At 45.9% G+C, this 25,239-nt stretch carries 19 protein-coding genes; all 19 read left to right on the forward strand.

Annotated elements, in window-relative coordinates:
* The first annotated feature begins 23 nt into the window (after nt 1-23).
* The 19 genes from CLOSA_RS09620 to smc all read left to right on the forward strand — a co-directional run bounded on the left by CLOSA_RS09620 (nt 24) and on the right by smc (nt 25,228).
* Complete coding sequence (locus CLOSA_RS09620) at nt 24-1,535, forward strand: sugar ABC transporter ATP-binding protein (RefSeq protein WP_013272570.1); 1,512 nt, start codon at nt 24-26, stop codon at nt 1,533-1,535.
* Nucleotides 1,519-2,481 (forward strand): ABC transporter permease, encoded by a 963-nt coding sequence (locus tag CLOSA_RS09625; protein WP_013272571.1) that lies wholly within the window; start codon nt 1,519-1,521, stop codon nt 2,479-2,481. The genes CLOSA_RS09620 and CLOSA_RS09625 overlap by 17 nt, the downstream gene beginning before the upstream one ends.
* Before the next feature lie 40 nt (nt 2,482-2,521).
* Nucleotides 2,522-3,550 (forward strand): substrate-binding domain-containing protein, encoded by a 1,029-nt coding sequence (locus CLOSA_RS09630; RefSeq protein ID WP_013272572.1) that lies wholly within the window; start codon nt 2,522-2,524, stop codon nt 3,548-3,550.
* Nucleotides 3,551-4,009: 459 nt separating this feature from the next.
* Nucleotides 4,010-5,992: a sodium-translocating pyrophosphatase gene (locus CLOSA_RS09635; RefSeq protein ID WP_013272573.1), complete on the forward strand. Its 1,983-nt coding sequence runs from the start codon at nt 4,010-4,012 to the stop codon at nt 5,990-5,992.
* A gap of 317 nt (nt 5,993-6,309) precedes the next feature.
* A complete protein-coding gene (locus tag CLOSA_RS09645) occupies nt 6,310-7,077 on the forward strand; it encodes a MerR family transcriptional regulator (RefSeq protein WP_013272574.1) in 768 nt (255 codons plus the stop codon).
* A 62-nt stretch (nt 7,078-7,139) separates the two neighbouring features.
* Nucleotides 7,140-7,871, forward strand: coding sequence for an ABC transporter ATP-binding protein (locus tag CLOSA_RS09650; protein ID WP_013272575.1), 732 nt, complete (start codon nt 7,140-7,142; stop codon nt 7,869-7,871).
* On the forward strand, nt 7,858-8,601 hold the full coding sequence (locus CLOSA_RS09655) for an ABC transporter permease (protein ID WP_013272576.1): 744 nt from the start codon (nt 7,858-7,860) through the stop codon (nt 8,599-8,601). The genes CLOSA_RS09650 and CLOSA_RS09655 overlap by 14 nt, the downstream gene beginning before the upstream one ends.
* 133 nt (nt 8,602-8,734) lie before the next feature.
* A complete protein-coding gene (locus CLOSA_RS09660) occupies nt 8,735-10,342 on the forward strand; it encodes a response regulator transcription factor (RefSeq protein WP_013272577.1) in 1,608 nt (535 codons plus the stop codon).
* A gap of 17 nt (nt 10,343-10,359) precedes the next feature.
* Nucleotides 10,360-11,379: a sensor histidine kinase gene (locus tag CLOSA_RS09665; protein ID WP_013272578.1), complete on the forward strand. Its 1,020-nt coding sequence runs from the start codon at nt 10,360-10,362 to the stop codon at nt 11,377-11,379.
* A 19-nt stretch (nt 11,380-11,398) separates the two neighbouring features.
* Nucleotides 11,399-12,844, forward strand: coding sequence for an ATP-binding cassette domain-containing protein (locus CLOSA_RS09670; RefSeq protein WP_013272579.1), 1,446 nt, complete (start codon nt 11,399-11,401; stop codon nt 12,842-12,844).
* A 269-nt stretch (nt 12,845-13,113) separates the two neighbouring features.
* The gene (locus CLOSA_RS09675) at nt 13,114-14,616 is read left to right on the forward strand and encodes a sugar ABC transporter ATP-binding protein (RefSeq protein ID WP_013272580.1); all 1,503 of its coding nucleotides are present in this window, start codon (nt 13,114-13,116) and stop codon (nt 14,614-14,616) included.
* Nucleotides 14,617-14,638: 22 nt separating this feature from the next.
* The gene (locus CLOSA_RS09680) at nt 14,639-15,646 is read left to right on the forward strand and encodes an ABC transporter permease (protein WP_013272581.1); all 1,008 of its coding nucleotides are present in this window, start codon (nt 14,639-14,641) and stop codon (nt 15,644-15,646) included.
* 70 nt (nt 15,647-15,716) lie between these two features.
* Nucleotides 15,717-16,730, forward strand: a complete 1,014-nt coding sequence (locus CLOSA_RS09685; RefSeq protein WP_013272582.1) for an ABC transporter substrate-binding protein — start codon at nt 15,717-15,719, stop codon at nt 16,728-16,730.
* Between the two features lie 183 nt (nt 16,731-16,913).
* Nucleotides 16,914-17,870, forward strand: a complete 957-nt coding sequence (locus CLOSA_RS09690; protein ID WP_041708599.1) for an ROK family protein — start codon at nt 16,914-16,916, stop codon at nt 17,868-17,870.
* 107 nt (nt 17,871-17,977) lie between these two features.
* Complete coding sequence (locus CLOSA_RS09695; RefSeq protein WP_013272584.1) at nt 17,978-19,336, forward strand: MATE family efflux transporter; 1,359 nt, start codon at nt 17,978-17,980, stop codon at nt 19,334-19,336.
* Nucleotides 19,337-19,432: 96 nt separating this feature from the next.
* Nucleotides 19,433-20,482 carry a phosphate acyltransferase PlsX gene (gene plsX / locus CLOSA_RS09700; protein ID WP_013272585.1) on the forward strand — a complete coding sequence of 350 codons (1,050 nt, stop codon included), beginning with the start codon at nt 19,433-19,435 and terminating at the stop codon, nt 20,480-20,482.
* A 34-nt stretch (nt 20,483-20,516) separates the two neighbouring features.
* Nucleotides 20,517-20,747 carry an acyl carrier protein gene (gene acpP / locus CLOSA_RS09705; RefSeq protein ID WP_013272586.1) on the forward strand — a complete coding sequence of 77 codons (231 nt, stop codon included), beginning with the start codon at nt 20,517-20,519 and terminating at the stop codon, nt 20,745-20,747.
* Between the two features lie 73 nt (nt 20,748-20,820).
* Nucleotides 20,821-21,522 carry a ribonuclease III gene (rnc, locus tag CLOSA_RS09710; protein WP_013272587.1) on the forward strand — a complete coding sequence of 234 codons (702 nt, stop codon included), beginning with the start codon at nt 20,821-20,823 and terminating at the stop codon, nt 21,520-21,522.
* A 145-nt stretch (nt 21,523-21,667) separates the two neighbouring features.
* Nucleotides 21,668-25,228: a chromosome segregation protein SMC gene (smc, locus tag CLOSA_RS09715; protein WP_013272588.1), complete on the forward strand. Its 3,561-nt coding sequence runs from the start codon at nt 21,668-21,670 to the stop codon at nt 25,226-25,228.
* Nucleotides 25,229-25,239 lie beyond the last annotated feature (11 nt).

Below are 25,239 nucleotides of genomic sequence, written 5' to 3' on the forward strand. Positions count from 1 at the left end.
CAAAGGGGAAGTGGTGAAATCATATGGGAGGAAGGTTAGTTTTAAAACTGGAATCAATCGTTAAGACGTTTCCCGGTGTCAAGGCTCTTGACGGGGTGCATTTAGAGATTTTTGAAGGAGAGGTCCATGCCCTGTGCGGAGAAAACGGGGCAGGGAAATCCACCTTAATGAAAATAATCGCAGGAGCGCAGCCTTATACTTCCGGTGCCATGTATCTGGCTGGAAAAGAGGTGGTATTCCATAGCGCCAAGGATGCGGAAAAGCATGGAATCGCCATGATCTATCAGGAATTTAATATGGTTCCTGAATTGTCGGTGGCAGAAAACATGTATCTTGGAAGACTTCCTGTGAGTCAGTTTGGAAAAGTGGATTGGAACAGGCTGTACCGGGAAGCACAGGAAAATCTGGAACATCTGGGCTTAAAGTTCAGTGCAAAGACAAAGGTCCGGAATTTATCTGTGGCAGAGGCTCAGATGACGGAAATCGCAAAATGCCTGACCATTGGGGCCAAAATCATTATTATGGATGAGCCAACAGCTGCACTGGCGGAGGAGGAAATCCAGATTCTCTTCCGGACGATTGATGAGTTAAAGAAAAAAGGAATTGCGATCATTTACATTTCCCACCGCATGGATGAGATTTTTCAGATTTCAGACCGGCTTACGGTTTTTCGTGATGGAAAATTCGTTGCATCAAAACTTGTCGGTGAGACAGATTATGATGATGTGGTATCCATGATGGTCGGACGCAATGTATCCAATCTATACCCGGTAAGAGATTACAAACTTAAAGAAGTGGTGTTTGAAGCCAGAAATCTAAACAGCCGCGGGGTTCATGATGTCAGTTTAAAACTCCATAAAGGGGAAATATTAGGAATTACTGGACTGTTAGGTGCCGGCACCATAGAGCTTTCTAAGTTGATTTACGGCGCTATCCCAATGGACAGCGGAGAAATTTATGTACATGGCACAAAAAGGGACTGTTCATCCCCAAGAAAAGCATTGGAGGCCGGAGTCGGGTTTGTATCCGATGACAGGAAGCAGGAGGGACTTGTCTTAATAAGAAGCATCAAAGAAAATATATCCATGTCCTCTTTAAAAAAGCTGACCAAAGGTTTCCGGATGGATAACAGGCTGGAGATGGAACGTGTCAAGGAACAGGTGAAAGCGCTGAATATAAAAATCAGTTCCCCGCAGCAGCCTGCCGGAAAGCTAAGCGGCGGAAACCAGCAGAAAATTGTGTTTGCAAAGGTGCTGTTAGCGGATTCTGATATTCTGATTTTAGATGAGCCTACACGGGGAGTTGATGTGGGGGCCAAGGCAGAGATCTATGCCATAATGAACAAGCTGACAGAGGCCGGTAAGAGCATCCTGGTTATTTCCACGGATTTGCCGGAGCTGATCGGAGTCAGTGACCGTGTCATCGTCATGCGGGAGGGACGGACGGTATTAGAAATCTCCAAACAGGAAATGAATCAGGAAAAAATATTAGCGCATGCGTCTGGAGGGGTAAGTGAAAATGAATCAGGAAACTAAAAAACGGTTAATTAACCAAATAAATATATACCGATCGGTTTTGATTTTACTGGTAATCTGTATGTTTGCCGCTTTTTTATCAAAAAGCTTTTTAAGTGTTTCCAATCTGTTTAACGTATTTAAACAGGTGACAGTTGCCGGAATCATCGGCTGCGGCATGACCTTTGTGATCCTTACCGGCGGAATTGATTTATCCGTAGGTTCCATTCTGGGGTTTGCCGGAGTGGTAGCCTCCGGTGTGCTGGCATCCACGGGAAATACCTTACTTGCGGTATTTACGGCAGTTGCTATTGGAATTACCTGCGGAATTGTAAATGGTTTTTTTATTTCTCAATGCGGCATTCCCCCGTTTATTGCTACCTTGGGAATGATGACTCTGCTTCGGGGCTGTGTTTTGGTCTACACCAAAGGTTCCCCCATTCCGGTGAAAATAGATTCCTATAAATTTATTGGTAAGGGTACGGTTCTGGGGATTCCGGTACCTGTAATTATACTGATAGCACTTTTCCTGCTGGCTCATTATATATTGACGCAAACCAGCTTTGGACGCAGCATTTATGCATTTGGCGGAAACCGGGAAGCCGCCCGTTTATCCGGGATTTCTGTAAAAAAGACGGAATGGATGGCTTACATCATCAACGGTTTCTTAAGTGGAATTGCGGCAGTGGTTTTAACAGCCAGACTGGGGTCCGCCCAATCCACCAGCGGACAGGGAATCGAAATGGACGCTATTGCAGCAGTCATACTTGGAGGAACCAGCTTAAGCGGAGGAACCGGATTTGTGCTTCCTACCGTGGTTGGTGCCATGATCATGGGAATAATTGATAATATTCTTACACTTATGAACGTAAATCCCCATGCCACCAATATTGTTAAGGGTGCAGTTGTGCTTATTGCAGTTCTGGTGGACAAAAAGGTCAAGGATTTATCTGCGAAAGCAGAATAAATAAAACTATTCATGTATAAAGAAGGGAAGGTAAAAAATTATGACGAAAAGAAAACAAATGACAGCGATGGTAGCGGCTGCAGGACTCGTTCTTGCATCACTGGCAGGTTGCAGCAGCGGAGAGAAAGCCGCTGAGACCAAGCAGGAGACCACCCAGACGGAAGCAGCTACCACAACAGCGGAAGCCCAGTCAAAGGCAGAGGCAAAGTCGGGGGACAAGAAGTATGTGGTAGGTCTTGCCATGAATACTCAGACAAATCCGTTCTTTGTGGATGTAAAAGATGGGGTACAGAAAGCCGCAGACGAATTAGGAGTCGAGCTTTACATCACAGATGCCCAGGATGATCCTGCCATTCAGATGAAGGATGTAGAAAACCTGATTACAAAAAAACCGGACTGCATCATTATTGATACCTGTGATTCAGATGCAATCGTATCTTCTATTGAAGCGTGCAATGAAGCCGGCATCCCGGTGCTTACCATGGATCGTGAAGCCAGCGGCGGGGAGGTTGTTTCCCACATCGGCTACGATGCTATCAAATCCGGAAAACTGGCCGGTCAGTATCTGGCAGACACACTGGGAGGCAAGGGAAATATTGTGGAAATCCAGGGAATTATGGGAACCAATGTAGCTCAGAGCCGTTCCAAAGGCTTTAACGAAGTAATAAGCCAGAATCCGGATATGAAGATCGTAGCATGCCAGGTTGCAGATTTTGACCGTTCCAAGGGCATGAGCGTAATGGAAAACATCCTTCAGGCCAATGATCATATCGACGGATTATATGCGGCCAATGATGAAATGCTTCTTGGCGCTTTGGAAGCTATCGAAGCTGCCGGACGTCTGGATGAAATTACCATGATCGGCTGCGATGCCATTGATGATACCATTGAAGCAATTAAAGCTGGAAAGGTAGAGGCAACCATTGCAGAACCGCCATTTTTCCTTGGGAAAGCAATTCTGAATGCAGCATACAACTATCTCCAGGGGAAAGAGGTAGATAAGTATGTGATCCTGGACAATGAACTGGTAACAGCTGATAATGTAAATGAATTAGTTACAAAAGAATAACCGGTGTTTTACAAAAGGATAATTAGGAAAGAGTCACGGTCTTAAGGAAGGCTGTGACTCTTTTTTTGCTGTGAATCAAAGAAGCCTGCAAAGCTTGCTGACTCTTACCTGGTATCCAACGTCATATGAGATCCATATAGAAAATGTCCTCTTGTTATTTTATATAAGTTATGTAATGATAAAGGTATAGAAATTGCAGAAGGACATATCATGGATCATATGCACATGTTTTAAGGCATAGAGACGGAAACCACCGCTGTTTTGTTTGCAAATTAATTTCATGACAGTATTTTTGTCATGAAGCAGAATCGGCGTTTAGAAGGGAGAAGCCATAATTATTTATTTTTTTATAAGGAAAGGAGGAGCTTTTGTAAGGCGAAAATAGAAAGGGGAGGTAAGATGTTATGTTTTAAAGGAGGAATATTGTGTTAATGAATCAATATAGGTAAGGAGAATGGTATGGATTATTTATTATATCTGATTCCGGTAATAGGAATATTAAGCCTGATTTTTGCATTTTATCTGGCATCAAAAGTGTCTAAACAAGAAGCCGGCAATAAAAAGATGAGGGAAATCGCTGAAGCAATCAGCGAAGGGGCCGCGGCTTTTCTGACCGCAGAATATAAGATATTGGTTATATTTGTTGTTGTATTATTTCTTTTCGTTGGTTTTGGAATCGGGAATTGGCTGACTGCTGTATGTTTTGTAGCAGGTGCTGTTTTTTCGACTCTTGCTGGTTATTTTGGTATGAATGTAGCAACAAAAGCAAATGTCAGAACTGCAAATGCTGCAAAAGAAGGCGGTATGAACAAAGCTCTTTCCATTGCTTTTTCCGGAGGAGCTGTCATGGGGATGTGTGTGGCCGGACTGGGTGTTCTTGGAGTAAGCGGTATTTATGCCTTGACAAAAAATTCAGATATTCTATTTGGGTTTAGTCTGGGAGCGTCTTCCATTGCGTTGTTTGCCCGCGTAGGCGGAGGAATCTATACGAAAGCAGCTGATGTGGGAGCAGATCTGGTTGGAAAGGTAGAAGCAGGAATTCCGGAAGACGATCCCAGGAACCCGGCTGTGATAGCAGATAATGTGGGGGATAACGTAGGGGATGTGGCTGGAATGGGAGCTGACTTATTTGAGTCCTATGTGGGTTCACTGGCTTCTGCATTGACATTAGGGCTAATGTATGAAAATGCTGCAGGTGCGCTTTATCCCCTTTCAGTGGCGGCCCTGGGTTTATTAGCTTCTATAGTAGCCACCTTTTTCGTAAAAGGAGATGAGAAGTCAAGTCCCCACAAAGCATTGAAAATGGGAAGCTATGTATCCTCCCTTTTGGTGGTAGTGTTTTCCCTGGCCTTAAGTAAGCGTTTCTTTGATAATTACAATGGAGCCATAGCGGTTATAGCAGGACTCGTTGTCGGTATATTGATCGGAGTTATCACGGAAATATATACCTCTGCCGATTATCGGTTTGTAAAAAAAATAGGGGAGCAGTCGGAAACCGGAACAGCGACTACGATTATAAGCGGTATTGCGGTTGGTATGCGGTCGACTTCAATGCCGTTGATTCTGATCTGTATTGGTATTTTTTTATCTTATCAGGCCTGTGGTTTATATGGGATCGCCTTGGCTGCCGTTGGGATGCTTTCCACAACAGGTATTACGGTGGCTGTGGATGCCTATGGTCCCATTGCTGATAATGCAGGAGGTATTGCTGAAATGTCCGGCCTTGATAAAACCGTCCGTGAGATAACCGATAAGCTGGATTCCGTAGGAAACACAACCGCAGCTATGGGGAAAGGCTTTGCTATCGGATCTGCAGCACTGACTTCACTGGCACTTTTTGTTTCCTATGCTGAGGCGGTGAAACTGAAAACCATTGATATTTTAGATTATCGTGTTATTATTGGATTGTTTATCGGGGGCATGCTTCCATTTCTGTTTTCTTCAATGACCATGGAATCTGTGTCAAAGGCGGCTTACAGAATGATAGAAGAGGTTCGAAGACAGTTTAAGGAAAAGCCCGGAATCATGGAAGGAACGGAAAAGCCGGACTATGCTTCTTGTGTTGCCATCTCAACAAAAGCGGCTTTGAAAGAGATGCTTTTACCAGGCATTATGGCTGTGGCAGCCCCCTTAGGAGTAGGAATACTCCTTGGAACCCAGTCCTTAGGCGGCATGCTGGCAGGTTCCCTGGTAACTGGCGTATTGCTGGCAATCTTTATGTCCAATGCCGGAGGTGCCTGGGATAACGCAAAAAAGCATATTGAAACAGGGTACCATGGGGGCAAGGGCAGTGAGGCACATAAAGCTTCGGTAGTAGGCGATACCGTGGGGGATCCATTTAAAGACACCTCCGGACCTTCCATCAATATACTCATAAAGCTTATGACAGTAGTGGCTTTGGTATTTGCCCCGTTGTTTATTGCAATTGGAGGAATATTATAATAAATATGAAAAAAGAAAAAAATGAACAAAAGGGGAGAAATTGAAGGGCAGGTAATATCGAAAAACAGGGCTTCTGAATTTTCAGGGCCTTGTTTTTTATTTCCGCAGCTTTTTAGTGTCCAAAGGCCACCCATGGACTCTCCGGAAAGATCAATAAGGAAATTCAGGACATATGCGGAAGGTATGCAGATGAATCCTTGGATCGGGCCAGGGAGTATGCGGTTGAATTTGAAATAGAAAGATAATAACTCTCCATTATAACACCAGACCATAAAACCATGATATAATAGGACACAGAATGGTGGTGATAGAAACGATTGAATACTTACAAGACATCTGAAATAGCACGCAGCATAGGAATCCATCCCAATACGGTACGCCTTTATGAGGAGCTTGGTCTTATACCCAAGCCGGAGAGAAGAGCAAATGGCTATCGCGTATTTACGGATTTTCATATGGAACAGATTAAGTTTGCAAGAATTGCCCTAAAGGTTGAAGTTCTGCAAAATGGACTGAGAAAGGAAGCAATCGATATTATTAAAACCTCAGCAGCCGGAAATTTCAGCAAAGCCATCCAGTTGACGGAACAATATCTGCAGCAGATAAGAAATGAGCAAAGAAATGCAGAAGAAGCCATTGAGATCACCGTAAAGCTGCTATCAGGGGACGGCCAGGAAGAAAAAAGTGATACTTTGGTATTAACCAGAAAAGAAACAGCCGATTATTTAAAGATTTCAATGGATGCTTTAAGAAATTGGGAGATGAACGGCCTGATGACGATTAAACGAAAACAAAACGGTTACCGGGTCTATAGGGATGAAGACATCCGGCGGCTCAAAATCATACGTTCCCTGCGCTGTGCCAATTATTCCCTTTCGGCAATATTGCGGATGTTAAATATCTTGTCCCAGGATCCACAGGCAAATATCCGGCAAGTGATCGATACTCCGGGCGAAGACGACGATATTATTTCCGTATGCGATAAGCTTCTTACCTCTTTGCAATATGCTGAAGAAAATGCAAAAGCCATGTTGGCTCATCTTGAGAAAATGCAAAAGCAATTTCATACAAACCCTACACTTTAACACCAGACTTTAATCTGGTGTTATTCTTTTTACGAAAAAAGAAAACAGGAGGGATTAATTACATGGAAACAACCATTGAAGTAAAAGGGCTGTGCAAGTCTTACGGCCAGGTCAAAGCGGTAGAGAATATAAATATCTCAATTTGCCGCGGAGAGGTTTTTGGTTTGCTGGGAGCCAATGGCGCAGGGAAAAGCACTGCAATCGAGTGTATCCTGGGAACCAAAAAACAGGATCGGGGATTGATATCTATTTTGGGAATGGATCCCCGGAAAGACCGGAAAAAACTTTATGAAAGAGTTGGAGTTCAATTTCAGGAAGCCAACTATCAGGACAAAATCAGGGTGGATGAGCTTTGCGAATTGACTTCTTCCCTTTACAAAGACACCCAGGACTATGGTGAGCTTCTTCATCAGTTCGGACTTTCGGACAAATTGGATAGCCTGGTCAGTGAACTATCCGGAGGTCAGAAGCAGCGGCTTTTTATTGCGCTTGCCCTGATCCCCAACCCGGAAGTGGTATTTTTCGATGAGCTGACAACAGGGCTTGATGCCAGGGCACGGCGGGACGTATGGAAGAGCCTTTCACAGCTAAAGGCGAAGGGGATTACCATTTTTCTGACCTCTCATTTTATGGATGAGGTAGAAGTCCTTTGTGACAAAATCATGATACTGAAAAACGGGGAGAGCATATTCTGCGGTACGATTCAGGAAGCGGTTGCAGCAAGCCCTTATGAAACATTGGAAGACGCATATCTTTGGTATACCCACAGGGAGGGTGAATATGAAAACATTTAAAACATTACTTAAAATTGAAGGAAAGCTGTCTGTTCGCGGGATGGATATGTTTATTTTTGCCATCTGCATGCCTGTTGTGGCTGTAATTATATTAGGAGGAGTTTTTGGTGACAAGCCGGCTTTTGACGGCGCTGATTATACATTTCTGGAGCAGTCCTTTGGTGCCGTATCTGCCATTGCCATTTGTGCAGGCGGTGTCATGGGCCTTCCTCTGGTTATTTCTGATTACCGAAGCAGAAAGATATTGAAACGGTTTAAGGTAACACCTGCTGCTCCCGCCCTTATCCTGGTGGTACAAGTGGTTATTTATGCTCTTTATTCCATTGCTTCCCTTATCCTGGTATACACAACAGGGATGATATTTTTCGGATATCAGTTTAAAGGCTCATGGCTTCAGTTCCTGGGAGCATACATTCTTGTCATGCTGTCCATGTTCAGCATTGGGCTTTTGGTGGGGGGAATTGCTCCCAACACGAAAATAGCCGGTGCCGCTGCCAGTCTGCTATACTTTCCAATGCTGATTTTTTCAGGTGCAACTCTTCCTTACGAGGTGATGCCTGCTGCATTTCAGAAAGCAGCGGATATACTGCCTCTGACACAGGGAATTAAACTTCTAAAAGCTGCTTCCCTGGGGCTGCCTCTTGGGGAGGTTTTCCTGCCGGTTATAATAATGCTTGTTATTGGAGCGGTATGCATCACCATTTCCCTCCGATTCTTTCGGTGGGAATGACAAATGGCATCAAGCAGCTTAAGGAAATGAAACCCATCCGAAAATTATGCCTGCTTTTCTTTTAACACTACTTCCTTCACCCGGATGAACATGTTATAATGGCAGAAGAAACGGGGACAGCAGGGGGATAAACATGTTAAAAGTATTAATAGCAGACGATGAAGAAAAAATCTGCCAGCTGATCGAGAAGCTGATCGACTGGCAGGCACTTGATATGAAACTATGCGGTGTGGCCAATAATGGGATCGAGGCACTTGAAAAAATCGAAGCTCTTTCTCCGGATGTGGTGATAACGGATATCCGGATGCCAGGGTACGACGGCCTGGACCTGGTGAAGAAGACCAGGGAACTGAATGTAGGTGTGGAATTCGTAATCATCAGCGGATACCGTCATTTTGAATATGCACAGACGGCAATCAAGTATGGCGTCAGCGATTATTTGCTGAAACCAATTAAAAAGCAGGAGCTGACTGAAACTCTTGAAAAATTAAGAGAGAGGTACTATGAAAAAAATGAACAGCTGACCTTTGAAGAACGGGTCAGGCTTGCAAGAAAAAGTGACGCGGAACGGCTGCGGACCACCTGGTTTTCCGGTGTTCTTTACAGGGACAGGAGCGAACAGGATTGTTTCGTCCTGGAAGAGATCAACAAGCAGTATTATTATCAGTTAAAGCCAGGGTGCTTCCAGATTGTCTGTGTGAAATTTGACGGAATGTCCATGCCAGATGAGAAAAACCTGGAATTTCTGACAGAGAAGACAACTCAGATTGCGGATCAGATGCTGAAAGGCCAGGTATATGACTGGGAATTATATGTGGAAAACAGTCATATTTATTTATTCCTGAACTATGGAGAGGAAAGCAGGAAGCTCATCCGCAGACAATGTAAAAATATATTAAATGAGCTTGCGGTGCTGGAATCCATTCTGGAAGGGCTTCGGGTGACCATAGGCTTTGGTACGCCCGTATGGGAAGTGACCCAGCTAAGGGCTTCCCTCAAATCAGCCAGACATCTGGTGGAACAGCGGCTGGTTGCAGGAAACGGCAAGCTTTTGGAGGGAGAGCTGCGCAGCTCTTTCCATCTGGCATCAAGCCGGTGGTTCACCCAGTTTAACCAGAATATGAATACGGCCCTGGAAAGCCTGGACCGGCAGCAGGTAGGAGACTGTCTTTTGAAGCTGAAGGAAGGGCTATTGGAGCAGCCGGATATGACAGGGCATGAAATTTTGCAGATGTGCCGGGAGGTATGCAACCTTTACCTGTTTTTCATGAAAAATCATAAGATCCCCATTGAGCAGAATTTTATGGAACGGTTTAATCAGGGGGTAGAATTTTGTTCCTCTGCCAGAGAAGTTCTGCGATACCTTATTAAGGAGATCTCCGTTTCCTATGATAAGGCCGTAGCCGGAAAGATGCAGGAAAATAACCGTCCGATCCGTATGGCAAAAAAATACATCAGAGATCATTTCAAGGAGGCCATCACCTTAGAGACGGTCAGCGAAGTGGCCGGATTCAATCCCACCTATTTCAGCTCCTTATTTAAAAAGGAGACAGGAAAGAACTTTCTGGAGTTTTTATCTGAGGTGCGTATGGAGCAGGCCAAAAGCCTGTTAAAGGAAACGAATCTAAGCGTTGCTTCCATATGCGGAGAAGTTGGATACAGCGATGTTAAATATTTTACAAAAAACTTTACAAAATATTCCGGATTAAAGCCTAATGAATACCGGAAGCTTTATTCCTGACAGGAAGGAGATCTAACATGAAGGAAAAGTTACGGTTTCTGTCTGCCAGAGTGATTCTTCTCTTGTCAGGCCTTTTTCTTGGTTTCCTGCTTTTACTTGGATATGCCTTTTATTTAACCATGGGGCGCCCGGAACAAATGTGGCTTTTACTTGCCGCCTCAGTTCTGATCGCGCTGTTCATTTATTGCGGGTATTACGGGATCTATAAGCCTATGGAGGAGACAAAAAGGGTGGAGCGGCAGTTTGCCTCCGGCAGCGTTTTAAATGATATATTTAAAATACGTTATCCCTATGACCCGGAATCAGAACAGGTAAATCAAAGGTTTTTTGAGATGCTGGGAACCAGGGAGCTGATTAATGTATCAAAGAAACAGGCGGAATATCTGGCTCTTCAAAACCAGATCAATCCCCACTTCCTATACAACACCCTGGAGGGAATACGGAGTGAGGCACTGACCCTGGGAGTTGACAGCATAGCAGAGATGACCGAGGCCCTTGCTACCTTTTTCCGCTATACCATTTCCAATGTTGACCATTTGGTGAACTTAGAGGATGAGCTTGCAAATATTGAGAACTATTATTACATCCAACAATTCCGCTTCGGAAAAAAATTACAGTTAAGCATCCAGTATGCTTTTTCCGAGGAACTGGATGAAATGGAGATCCTGCAATACCGCCTGCCCAAGCTGACCCTTCAGCCGGTGGTTGAAAACTCCATCTATCATGGCATAGAGCGGAAAATAGGAGAAGGGCATCTGATCATAAAGATCTCGGTGACGGATACCAGGCTGATCATCAAGGTGTCTGATGACGGGCTTGGCATGGAGGCGGACAGGGTGACAAAGCTGAATGAAAAGCTGAAAAGCCTGTCCTTAGATGACGTTAACCCTGATATAGACCGGAAAGGCGGCATTGCAATCCAGAATGTCAACAACAGGATCAAGCTGCTTTTTGGAGAAGAATATGGTATTTATGTCTACAGCCAGGTAGAGGCGGGGACTGATGTGGAAATATCCCTTCCCCTGGTAAAGGACTGACGGACAAAGAGGTGATGAGATGAGAAAGGAAATACTCCGGCTGAATCATGTTACCCTGGAAGAAAACGGGGAGCGTTATCTGGATAATCTGGATTTTTATATTCTCCAGGGAGAGATTATGGGCTTCATTATATCCGATGCAAAGGGCTGTAACCAACTGATCCGTCTCATCTGCCATAATATTCCCATAAGCTTTGGCGGAGTTTATTATGAAGGGAACCGGGTAAATCATTATTCTCATCCGGATTTCACGGACAACCGGGTCTATGTCATCGAGGAGAGGGGAAGGCTCATAGATAGCCTGACCATATCGGATAACTTATTTGTCATGCGGAAGGGATTTAAAAAGTACATCATCAACCGCAGGGTGCTGGATCATCAGGTGGAGCTTTTAATGGGGGCCCTTGGACTGTCCATTGATCCCAAGCGCAGGGTTTCTTCCTTAAATTCCTTTGAACGGTGTGTGACGGAGCTGTTAAAGGCGATTTTAACAGGGTGCCGGTTTATTATCCTGGACAGGGTAAGCAATTTTCTAAGCCAAATGGAGTTAAAGCAGTTTCAGGACATCATTCGCAAGCAGGCCGGGCGGGGGATCGCATTTCTATATATGGGAAACCACCATCAGGAGGTGTTTCAAATTGCGGACCGGGCGGCTCTGTTTCATCATGGGACCATATGGAAGGTTTTCGAAAAAGAGGAGATGGTGGAAACGGCCCTTCAGCCTTATACCATATCCTTTGATTTATCCGGCAGCAGGATCCGGGAACCGATGGAGGAGGCTGTTCTAAAGCTGGAGGGAGTGCATTTGAGTGGGAAAGAGCTGGTTAGTTTTTCTCTGAAAAGAGGGGAATGTCTGATGATACTGGATACGGATAACCAGACCTGGGAGCCTTTGGTGGAAGTTCTTTCCGGATGCAGGGGGATCAGCGGAGGAAGAATCTTTCTGGGAGATAGGATTTTTGCCGGAGAGGAGCCTAAGGACTTTTTTTCGGAAGGGGTAGCCGTTATCCCGGATGATCCATCAGAAACCTTCTTGTTTCAGGACATGAGTTATATGGAAAACCTGACCTTTCTTCTGGACCGGAAGGTGCGGCTTGGCAATATAAAGCGCAGCCATCTTCGCAGTGTGAATCAGGAATATAGAAAAAAGGCGGGACCCTGCATTGATGCGGCCAAGATCGATCATTTAAGCCTGCGGGAAAAATACGGACTGGCATATTACCGGATCCATCTGCTTCACCCGAAGGTCGTTGTATGTGTCCAGCCTCTGGCAAAGGGAGACATGTATTTAAGGCGTTATGTACTGGATCTGATCCAGGAACTGAAAAACAGCGGGATCTCGGTGCTTATTCTCACCAGCAACCTTGCAGATAACATGGATGTATCGGACCGTATGATAATCCTTCAGGATGGAAAGGCGGCTGCGGAATATGGGAAAGAGGAATTTTATAAAGTAGGCTGGTAACAAAAAGGATTAACAGGCGGTTAGGCTGCCTGTTTTTCATTTCCAAGACCTTTGACTGCCAAAGATTGCCCCCCTTAAACGGAAGAATCACCCCTACTATCCCTAAGCCGCCGGTGATATACTGAATACACAAGTTACAGATGCTGAATAAGACGCAGTTTGGCCTGGGGGCAGTTTTCACTGCTCCAAGAGAATATATTTTATCTGCCGGAAGATGAGTGGTATGGCCGGACTGTAACGAATTTAAGAGAAGTATGAGGGTGAGAGTTATGCAGGAAACTATTGTGCGGATGCAGAATATTACAAAGACATTCCCTGGTGTCAAGGCGCTTGATGATGTTTCCTTTTCTCTGAAATCAGGAGAAGTTATGGCATTGTTAGGTGAAAACGGTGCGGGAAAGTCAACGCTGGTGAAAATATTAAGCGGTGTCTATCCAAGGGATGGGGGGACCGTAGAGGTATTCGGCTCTGAAATACGGGAAATGACCACACAGAAGGCTAAGGAACTGGGAATAGCGATCATCCATCAGGAACTGAACATGTGCCAGCATTTGACTGTGGCGGAAAATATTTTCCTGGGACGGGAACGGACAAAGGGAATGGTCCTTTCTGAAAAAGAGATGAACAAGGCGGCGGCTGAAATTCTTGGCCGCATGAATATTGAACTGGATCCTGAGGAACTGGTAGGAAACCTGGCGGTATCCAAGCAGCAGATGGTGGAAATTGCCAAGGCTCTTTCCATGAATGCCAGGGTACTGATTATGGATGAGCCTACTTCGGCCTTGACATCAAAGGAAATCAACGATTTGTTCACCATCATCAGAAAGCTGAAACAGGAAGGCTGCGGAATTGTATACATATCTCACCGTCTGGAAGAGCTGAAGCATATTGTAGACAGGGTCACCATTATGAGAGACGGAAAATTCATCACATCCATGGATTTCGATCAGAACCGGATGGATGAGATTATCTCTCATATGGTAGGGCGGGAAATCAAACAGAAATTCCCACGGGTCTCCTGCCCAAAAGGGAAAAAGATCCTGGAGGTCCGTAATCTTAATGCCGGGCATCTGGTCCGTGATATCAGTCTTGAGCTTCACGAAGGAGAGATTGTGGGCATAGCAGGGCTAATGGGCGCGGGAAGGACAGAGACTACCAGAGCTATATTTGGTGCAGATCCAAAGGAATCAGGTCAGATTTTCCTGGATGGGAAGGAAGTTGCCATTCATAAGGTGGAAGATTCCATAAAGGCAGGCATTGTGCTGGCCCCTGAGGACAGAAAAAAGGATGGTCTTTGCACGAAGCTCAGCATACGGGATAACATTGCACTTCCCAACCTGGATATGCTGTGCGGAACGCTTGGAATTGTTAACAGGAAGAAAGAAAGGGAAATGACAGATAAGGCAGTGGATTCCTTAAAAATCAAGCTGCCGAACGCAGAGGTAAATGCCGGAAGCTTATCCGGCGGCAACCAGCAAAAGGTTGTGGTTGGAAAATGGCTGGCACGAAATTCACGGGTGGTAATATTCGATGAACCCACCAGAGGCATTGACGTGGCGGCAAAGGTAGAGATCTATCACCTGATGAACGAATTAAAGCAAAAAGGGATTGGGGTTTTGTTTGTTTCATCGGAAATGCCGGAAGTTCTAGGCATCAGTGACCGGATCATTGTCATGTGTGACGGGAAGATTACAGGAGAAATGATGACGGCTGAGGCAACCCAGGACCTGATCCTGAAATATGCGACTCAGTTTGAAAGTAAGATCAGTTAAGAGAAGGGCAAGGAGAGGTAACATGAATAGTAAAAGACAGAGTTGGTATAAAAGGCTGTTTGCCGTTCGCGGGATGGGGCAGGTAGTCACTGTAGGTTTAGGACTTATCGTCATGTGCATTGTTTTCGGCATCATAAACCCTACATTCTTTTCCGGGAAAAATGTTGCGAACCTTTTACGCCAGATTGCGCCGATTCTGTTAATCGGCATCGGCCAGTCCTATGTATTGATCACCGGCAACATTGACTTGTCTATCGGTTCTGTGGTAGGCATGAGCTGTATGATATCTGCGACAATGATGACAAAGGGCATGAATCCATGGGCAGCAGTGCTTCTCACCTTGCTGTGCTGTCTGATCGTAGGTATCGTCAACGGCCTTCTGGTAGCAAAGTGTAAGCTTCCGCCCTTTATTGCAACCTTAGGCACCATGACAATTGCCAGAGGCATTGCCCAGATCGTCAATAACAACTACAACACCGATGCTATCGGAGACGCAGCAAAGGGATTTCGGAATTTCTTTTATTATGGAAAGATCGCCGGGGTGTACAACACGGTAATCATATCCATTGTCTTATGGCTGGTATTTAATTTCTTATTAAGTAAGACCAGGACCGGACGGCACATTTACGCAATCGGCAGCAACATCGAGGCCTCCAAGCTGTCCGGAGTTAATATTGTGGCAACCACAACAAAGGCTTACTTAGTCAGTGCCTTCTGCTCCTGCATCGTAGGACTGGTAATCTGTGCGACAAGCGGTATGGGTACCATGGATGCTGGCAATGCCTATGAAATGTATGCTGTGGCGGCTTCTGTAATCGGAGGTGTGTCAACCCTGGGAGGACAAGGAATCCTCATCGGTACGGTGATCGGCGCTTCCATCTGGGGCGTACTGCAGAACGGGCTTCAGTTTGCAGGGGCTCCCGTTGCCATTCGGAATATTGTTATCGGAGCCATTGTGGTGATCTCCGTATTGATTGATGTAATTGTAAGAAGCGGAAAGCTAGGGAAGAAAAGCAAGTTAGAACCGTAAACATGGTATTGGAGCCTGAGGCTTTGATATAGGCAAATTAAAACATCCAAATTTAAGGAGGAAAAGGTTTATGAAGCGAAAGGTATTGGCGGCTGTTCTTTCAATGGGAATGATTGTATCCATGTGTGCAGGCTGCAGCAGCGGGCAGAAGGAGGCGGCCGCTACGACAGGAGCAACCACTGCGGCTGCTACAGAGGCAGCGACTACTACAGCAGGGGAAACAAAGAAAGAGGAAGCTTCCGGGGGAGGCGCTCACAAGGTTTATTTAATCACCATGGATCAAATGGACCAGCACTGGGTAAACGTAGATGCTGGTGCCCAGAAAGCAGTGAAGGAGCTTGGGAATGTAGATTATAAGTGGCTGGCTCCTGATGTGAAAGATGATGCGAAGCAGATCGAATGCATTAATAATGCCGTAGCAGGAGGCGCTGAGGCTATTTTACTGGCAGCCAACGGTCCTGATGCAGTTACAGCATCCTTACAGGAAGCCATGGACGCAGGAGTTAAGGTGGTATACGTTGATTCCGCTGCTTCTCTGCCAGCCATCCAGACTCTTGCTACAGACAATAAGGCTGCAGGAAAAACTGCAGGAGAAGAAATGATCAAAGCCTTAAAGGCCAAAGGAATTGAATCAGGTAAGATCGGCATCGTCAATGTCAATGCTGCGACTGCATCCACAGTAGCCAGAGAAGAAGGCTTCCGTTCCGCATTTGAAGGATCTAAGTTTGAAATTCTGGAAACCCAGTACGGAGAAGGCGATGCTGCAAAATCTAAAGATATTGCGGCAAACTATATCACCCAGGGCTGTGTCGGTATCTTTGGAGCCAATGAAGGCTCTACCGTTGGAACCGGCAACGCAATCCAGGAAGCTGGCGAGACCGTTATCGGTGTTGGCTTTGATAAATCCGACATGATCCTTCAGCTGATCAAGGATGGCTATCTCCTGGCAACCATGGCTCAGAATCCTGATGTTATGGGATATGAGGGAGTGAAGACGGCGGTTAATGCTCTGGAAGGCAAGGATACAGGAGACAAGAACGTGGACACAGGAGTTTCCGTTCTTACAAAGGAAACCGTAAAGTAATGACGGGGAGAAACCCGTAATTGGATTACAAAACAGGGATAGAGCAGGGCCGGTACGCCGGTTCCTGCTCTGTTGGCATATATTTTTCATGAAGACAATCTGACCGCCTGCATGAAAAAAGCCGTTCGACCAGCCGGCCGGCCAATCGAACTTCCTTACAATATATAGAAGAGCGGAGGTATTATCATGCATATCATAGGATTTGATATTGGAGGAACCAAGTGTGCGGTTCTGCTTTGCCGTTTGGAGGGGGAGCATGTTATATGGTATGACCGTATGGAAACACAGACAACACCAGACTGGAAAGCGGTTTTAGATGCCTTATGCAGCCATGCGGATGAAATGCTGAAGGTTTATGGAGTCTGCCGGTCAGACTGCTGTATCGGTATCTCCTGCGGAGGACCATTAAGCCGGGACAGAACGGTCATCAGTTCACCGCCAAACCTGCCGGGCTGGGATTCTGTTCCTGTAACAGCTTACCTGTCGGAAAAGCTTATGATGCCTGCCAGAATGTTAAATGATGCCGATGCCTGCGCCCTTGCTGAATGGAAGTATGGGGCCGGAAAGGGATCGCTTCATATGATATTTCTGACCTTTGGCACCGGACTTGGAGCAGGACTTATTCTGAACGGCCGTTTGTATACGGGGGCATGCGGCATGGCAGGAGAAGTGGGCCATGTCCGCCTGACAGAGGATGGACCGGTGGGATACGGAAAGAAAGGAAGTCTGGAGGGATTTTGCAGCGGCGGGGGAATCCGTCAGATGGCCATAAAAAAAGCGGAGCAGATGGAAAGAGAGGGGGAAAAAGCCTCCTTCCAGACGGGAAATAAGGAATCCGTAAAAGCAAAGGATGTGGTGGAGGCCGCCAGGGCAGGTCACGAGGATGCCGCAGAATTGCTAAGGGAGTCGGGAGCATATTTTGGGAAAGGACTGTCCATACTTATCGATATCCTGAATCCGGAGGTGATAGTGGCCGGAAGCATATATGCCAGAAGCCACGAATTTCTGGAAACAGCCATGTGGGAGGAGATCCGCAGGGAGGCTCTTGCCTCATCGGCGGCTGCGTGCAGGATTGTACCAGCCCTTCTTGGGGAGCGGATCGGAGACTATGGAGCTGTTATGGCTGCGGTCTATGAATAAGGATGGGATTTTTTTAAAAGAACGGTGACAACAGGGAAGGAACGTGGTAAAATATCCTTTGCGCCTCCTAAAAGGCGATAAAATTTATGAGCAGGGGATGGAAAATAATGGAAACCGATATGACAAGAGGGAATCCTCTTCCAATCATTTTAAAATTCACACTTCCGCTTCTCATGGGAAATATCTTTCAACAGCTTTATAATATGGTGGATACCATAATCGTAGGCCGCTTTGTAGGTCCGGATGCCCTTGCTGCCGTTGGTTCCACTGGCACGATTATGTTTCTGGTCATAGGATTTTCACAGGGAATGAGTACCGGGTTTACGGTCCTTACCAGTCAGCGGTTTGGAGCAGGGGATGAAAACGGCGCAAAACGCTCCGTAGCCAACGGGATCCTCCTTTCATTTTTCGTTGTTGTGCTCATGACAGTTCTAAGCCTTTTCTTCATGGAAACACTTTTAAGAGCGATGAACACACCTGAAAATATTTTCGAGGACGCCTATACTTATATTTCCATCATCTGTATGGGAATCGCTGCAAATGTGTTTTATAATTTGTTTTCTTCGTATCTCCGCTCCGTCGGAAACAGCCGGATTCCCCTGATGTTTCTTATGTTTTCCGCCAGCCTGAATGTTGTACTGGATCTTGTGTTTATTATTAATTTTAAAATGGGAGTGGCGGGAGCTGCATGGGCAACGAACCTGTCCCAGGGGATATCAGCAGTTCTTTGCATTTCCTATATCTATAAAAAGGTACCGGTCCTTACTCCAAAGAGTCATCACTGGAGACTGAATGAGACTGACACAAAGCGTCAGCTTTCTGTGGGGATTCCTATGGCTCTTCAGTTCGGGATTACGGCTTCTGGAACCATTATCATGCAGTCGGCAGTTAATCTGTTTGGCTCTACCGCAGTAGCAGCCTATACGGCGGCCAATAAGTTTCAGGGCATGGTACTTCAGGGTATGGTGGCTATGGGGCAGACAATGGCCACATATTCCGGTCAGAATTACGGAAAGGGAGATATCAAAAGGATTCGCCACGGTGTCAGGCTTGTGTTAGGGACCGGTGTTGTTTACTCGGTTCTCTCTTCCGTTATTGTCTGCCTGATCCTTCCTTATGCATTAAGGCTGTTTTTCTCCGGTAATGTGGACATTGGGGAAATGCTTCCATGGGCGAAAACCTATATCTATTTGTGCGCAATTTTTTATATTCCTCTTGGAATGATTTTTATATTCAGAAACACCATGCAGGGATGCGGCTATGGTTTTCTTCCCATGCTGGGAGGCGTAGTGGAGCTTGCTGCCAGGCTGGTAACAGCGGCATTGTCCATCCGGCTTTTAAGCTTTCCTCTGGCCTGTGCCTGCGATCCGGCTGCCTGGACCAGTGCCGGATTATTTACGGCAATTTCATATATTTATATTATGAAGAAGGTGGAGAAAAACAGGGAAATCAGCAGTTCTGTGTGATCTTTTAAAATTCTTAAATTCATATTGATTTATACATTAATATTTAGTATATTATGTAATAGATTATCTTAGGCAGTATTCGAAAGGAGAATCACGATGATAAGAGTAGCTGTGGACGCCATGGGCGGCGACTATGCACCGGCCCAGATGGTTGCCGGGGCCGTAGAGGCGGTAAACGCGAATAAAGAAATTCAGGTTCTCTTAGTAGGGCAGGAACATATAGTATCAGAAGAGCTGAAAAAGCATACGTATCAAAAGGAGCAGATACAGGTTGTGAATGCGTCAGAGGTAATCGAGACGGAAGAACCTCCGGTTAACGCCATACGAAAGAAGAAAGATTCTTCCATCGTTGTGGGAATGAATCTGGTAAAACAAAAGGAGGCGGATGCATTTGTATCGGCCGGCAGTTCAGGCGCTATACTGGTTGGCGGACAGGTGATTGTCGGACGGATAAAAGGGGTGGAGCGACCACCGCTGGCTCCGCTTATTCCTACTGAAAAAGGCGTTTCCCTGCTGATTGACTGCGGAGCTAATGTAGATGCAAGGCCTTCCCATCTGGTACAGTTCGCCAGAATGGGATCCCTATACATGGAGCATGTAGTGGGGATCAAGAATCCAAGGGTGGCCATCGTCAACATAGGCGCAGAAGAGGAAAAGGGAAATGCGCTTGTAAAGGAGACCTTTCCACTGTTAAAGGAGTGTAAGGATATCCATTTTACCGGAAGCATTGAAGCCAGAGAGATTCCGCATGGCGGTGCAGATGTCATTGTTTGTGAGGCATTTGTGGGCAATGTAATTCTGAAGCTTTACGAAGGAGTGGGTGCGACCTTAATAGGCAAGGTGAAAAGCGGTATGATGGGAAGTTTCAGGAGCAAAATCGGAGCTCTGCTTGTAAAGCCTGCTTTAAAGGAAACCCTAAAATCATTTGATGCATCCCAGTACGGCGGAGCACCGCTTCTGGGGCTGAATGGCCTGGTAGTAAAGACTCATGGGAATTCCAAAGCAATAGAAGTAAAGAACTCCATACTTCAATGCGTAACCTTCAAAGAACAGGGAATTAATGATAAGATAAGAGAAAGTCTTAGAAAAAATGAAGGAACGCCCTTCGGGCATACTACTATGCCCAATAAGAATGGGCAAGAATAAGGAAATCAAGAATAGGAGAGAGGAAGGAAAAAAAATGGAATTTGAGAAGTTACAGAACATAATTGCAGAGGTATTAAATATTGAGCCGGATGAGGTGACCATGAACTCCACATTTGTGGATGACCTTGGCGCTGACTCCCTTGATGTGTTCCAGATCATTATGGGCATTGAGGAGGAATTTGATATCGAGATTCCGACAGAAGTGGCAGAAAACATCGTAAGTGTCAGCGACGCAGTAGAACAGATCAAGAATGCTTTAAATTAATAGATGTGGGTGCTGCCGGGGACTTTTCAGTCTGTCCGCAGCACCTTCTTTCATAATGAGAAAGAGGTGTATGATGAGCAGAAATTTAAAAGAACTGGAGGAACGGATCGGCTACCGTTTTTCGGACAGGCATCTTATGACACAGGCTATGACCCACAGCTCCTATGCCAATGAGCACCGGTTAAACAAGCTGGAATGCAACGAGCGCCTGGAGTTTTTAGGCGACTCTGTTCTGGAAGTGGTTTCCAGTGACTGCCTGTATCATAAATATCCGGAAAAGCCGGAGGGGGATTTAACAAAGATACGCGCCAGCATCGTCTGTGAGCCGACTCTTGCCTATTGTGCGGAGAGTATAAGACTTGGGGAATATCTGCTTTTGGGTAAGGGGGAAGAGGCCACAGGAGGCAGGGGACGTGCGTCGATTGTATCGGATGCTATGGAAGCGCTGATTGGGGCCATTTATCTGGACGGTGGTTTTGCTAATGCAAAAGAGTTTATCCTTCGTTTCATCATGAATGATCTGGAACATAAGCAGCTCTTTTATGATAGCAAGACTATCTTGCAGGAGATCGTACAGAGAAAAACAGACGAGCCGTTAAGCTATGAGCTTTTGCGGGAAGAAGGGCCGGATCACAACAAAGTGTTCGAGGCTCAGGTTCTGATCGGACAGGAGGTTATCGGGCAGGGGACCGGACGGACGAAAAAGGCAGCGGAGCAGGTAGCTGCCTATCATGGAATCCTCAGCCTTAAAAGCATGGAAACACCCTTAGAATAGGAAACACCCTCCGGGTATACCTTTATGTCCATAAAACATGGACAATAAATAGGAAACACCCTCCGGGTATACCTTTATGTCCATAAAACATGGACAATAAATAGGAAAAGAAAGGGCAGGCCTGTTAGGTCTGTCAGCGTGGGATATGTATTTAAAAAGTATTGAAATCCAGGGTTTTAAATCTTTTGCCAATAAGATCGTCTTTGAATTTCATAACGGGATCACCGGCATCGTTGGCCCTAACGGCAGCGGCAAGAGTAATGTTGCGGATGCCGTACGCTGGGTGCTTGGAGAGCAGAAGGTAAAGCAGCTTCGAAGTTCAAACATGCAGGATGTGATTTTCTCCGGTACAGAGCTGAGAAAACCTCAGGGCTTTGCTTATGTTGCCATTACGCTTGATAATTCCGATCACCATCTGGCCATTGATTATGACCAGGTAACGGTTTCAAGGAGAGTTTACCGTTCCGGTGAAAGTGAGTACATGATCAACGGCAGCGCCTGCCGATTAAAGGACATCTACGAATTGTTCTATGATACGGGTATCGGAAAAGAAGGCTATTCCATCATCGGACAGGGACAGATTGATAAGATTTTAAGCGGAAAACCGGAGGAACGGAGGGAACTGTTTGATGAGGCTGCCGGAATTGTGAAATTTAAACGGCGAAAGCTCATTGCCCAGAAAAAGCTTGAAGCAGAAAAGCAGAATCTCATCCGTGTCAATGACATCCTAACGGAACTTGAAAAGCAGGTGGGACCACTTGCACGTCAGTCTGAGGCGGCAAAGGAGTATCTCCGTTTGAAGGAAGAGTTAAAAAGATACGACGTGAATCAGTTCCTGTTGGAAACTCAGGGGATCCAGATCCAGATGAAGGAGAACCTGGAAAAGGAAACCATTGTTTCTCATGATCTGGAAGATGCCAGGCAGGCATCGGAAGGGATCCGAAAAGAGTATGACGTTCTGGATACATATTTAGCAGAGCTTGATGAGGCGGTCAGTGGAGCCAGAAATGAGAAAAACAAATCCAGCGTGGAAATGGGCAGCCTGGAAGGCCGGATTAATGTATTGAAGGAACAGATCAATACGGAACAGATGAATGCAGAACACATTGCCGCACGTATGAGGTCCATTCATGGGGAAATCCAGATGAAAATGGCTCAGGAGGCTTCCTATGAAGAAGAACGTTCCCAGATCGCCGGTCAGGTAAATTCCGCAGTTAAGGAGCTTAAAGAGGCAGAAGAGATGCTTGGTTCCGAGGATGAGCTGATCCGCTCCCTGGAGCAGCAGATTGAGGAAGGAAAAGGCAGTATCATTGAAATCCTCAATGAAAAGGCTTCCCTGTCCGCAAAACAGCAGCGGTATGAAACCATGCTGGAGCAGGTGAATGTACGCCGTTCCGAGGTCTGCCAGAAGCTATTGAAATTCAAAAGCGATGAGTCGGAGCAGGATGAACAGCTGGCAGCACTTCAAAAAGAAGCTGATGAGATTGATGCAGGGATCGCCGAGGGTCAGAAAGCACAGGCCTTCAGTGAGGGCAAGGCAGAGGAGCTGGAAGGTGAGGTCAAGCGGCTCAATAAAAATCTAAATGATAAGCAGCAGGAATACCACACAAGCTATACAAAGCTGGAATCCTTAAGAAACATTGCCGAACGGTATGAGGGCTACGGTGGAAGCATCCGCCGGGTGATGGAGGTAAGAGACCGGATCCACGGTATTCACGGAGTGGTTGCAGATCTGATCTCCGTACCGAAAAAATACGAGGTTGCCATTGAGACGGCTCTTGGAGGAAGCATCCAGAACATTGTTACGGATTCTGAGACTACCGCAAAGCAGTTGATCGAATACTTAAAGAAAAACCGGTATGGTAGAGCCACCTTTCTTCCATTAACCAGCATTGCCAACCGGGATTCCTTCCGCCAGGACAGGGCACTGGCAGAGCCGGGGGTTCTGGGACTTGCCAATACCCTTGTGAAGGCGGACGAGGAGTATGAAGGCCTTTTAAACTATTTGCTGGGCCGCGTGGTGGTAGTGGATACCATTGACCATGCCATCGCCCTTGCAAAGAAATTTCAGTATTCTTTCAGGATTGTAACCCTGGAAGGCGAACTTTTAAGCGTAGGCGGTTCCATGACAGGCGGTGCATTTAAAAATACCAGCAACCTTCTTGGACGAAAGCGGGAGATGGAAGAATTGGAAGGGATCTGTACCAAGGCTCTTTCTGATGTAGAACGGCTGGAAAAGGAACTGTTGATAAACGAAGGTCTCCTTGCGGAAAGCAGGGAAGAACTGGAAAAGTTACGGACAGAAAAACAACAGCTTTATTTAAAGCAAAATACGGTTAAAATAAACATACGCAGGATCGAAGATAAAAAAGAGGAGATCAAGGAATCCTACGGAGACTTAGAACGGGAAAACAGCCAGCTTGAAGGACAGATACGGGAAGTCAGCGCCAGTCAGCAGGAGCTTCTTTCCGCCGTAGATATGCTGGAAAATCAGAATCAGGATACGGTTGGAGTGCTGGAACGTTTAAACGGCCAGCTTGAAAAGGCAAGGACGGACAGGGAGCAGTATTCAAGGAACTTATCATCCATCCAGCTAAAGGCCTCAGGCTTAAAGCAAAAGGATGATTTTGAACTGGAGAATATCCGGCGAATTAAAGAAGAAATCCATCGTCTGGAAGAAGAACTTACCGGTCTTTCAAACGGAACCAATGGTTCCAACTCCATCATTGAGGAAAAACAAAAGGAAATTGAAGCCTTAAAGAGCAGGATCCAGGAGGAAATGAAACGTTCGGAAGAACTGGAGGGGATTATAAGCGAAAAGTCTTCCCAAAAGGAAGCCAGCTCCAGGGAGCAGAAAGCATTGTTCCAAAAGAGAGAAGAGCTTACCGGGCGGATCAGTCTTCTGGATAAAGAATTGTTCCGCCTTCAAAGCCAGAAGGAAAAGCTGGAAGAGTGGATGGAGAGCCATGTCAATTACATGTGGAACGAATATGAACTCACCTATTCCACTGCAGAGGAATTAAGAAACGAAGAGTGGACGTCTCTGCCTGAGATCAAGCGGATGATCCAGTCCTTAAAAGAGGAGATCCGGAAACTTGGCAATGTTAATGTCAACGCCATAGAAGATTACAAAGAAGTTTCAGAGCGATATGGCTTTATGAAGACTCAGCATGATGACCTGGTGTCAGCCGAAGCCACCCTTTTAAAGATCATTGATGAGCTGGACATTGGAATGAGAAAACAGTTTGAAGAAAAGTTCCGTGAAATCCGGCTGGAGTTTGATAAGGTGTTTAAAGAGCTTTTCGGAGGAGGACGGGGGGCTTTGGAGCTGGTGGAGGATGAGGATATCCTGGAAGCAGGAATCCAGATCATATCCCAGCCCCCGGGCAAGAAGCTTCAGAATATGATGCAGCTTTCCGGAGGGGAAAAAGCATTAACTGCCATTGCGCTGCTGTTTGCCATTCAGAACTTGAAACCCTCTCCTTTCTGTCTGCTTGATGAGATCGAGGCAGCCCTTGACGATTCCAACGTGGACCGTTTTGCAAAATATTTGCATAAGCTGACAAAATACACTCAGTTTATTGTCATTACACACCGGCGGGGTACAATGGTTTCTGCTGACCGTTTGTATGGTATTACCATGCAGGAAAAGGGCGTTTCGACCCTTGTTTCTGTAAACCTGATTGAAGAAGATTTAGAAAGTTAAGGAGGCCGACT

The organism is [Clostridium] saccharolyticum WM1 (genome assembly GCF_000144625.1).
Taxonomy (GTDB): domain Bacteria; phylum Bacillota; class Clostridia; order Lachnospirales; family Lachnospiraceae; genus Lacrimispora; species Lacrimispora saccharolytica.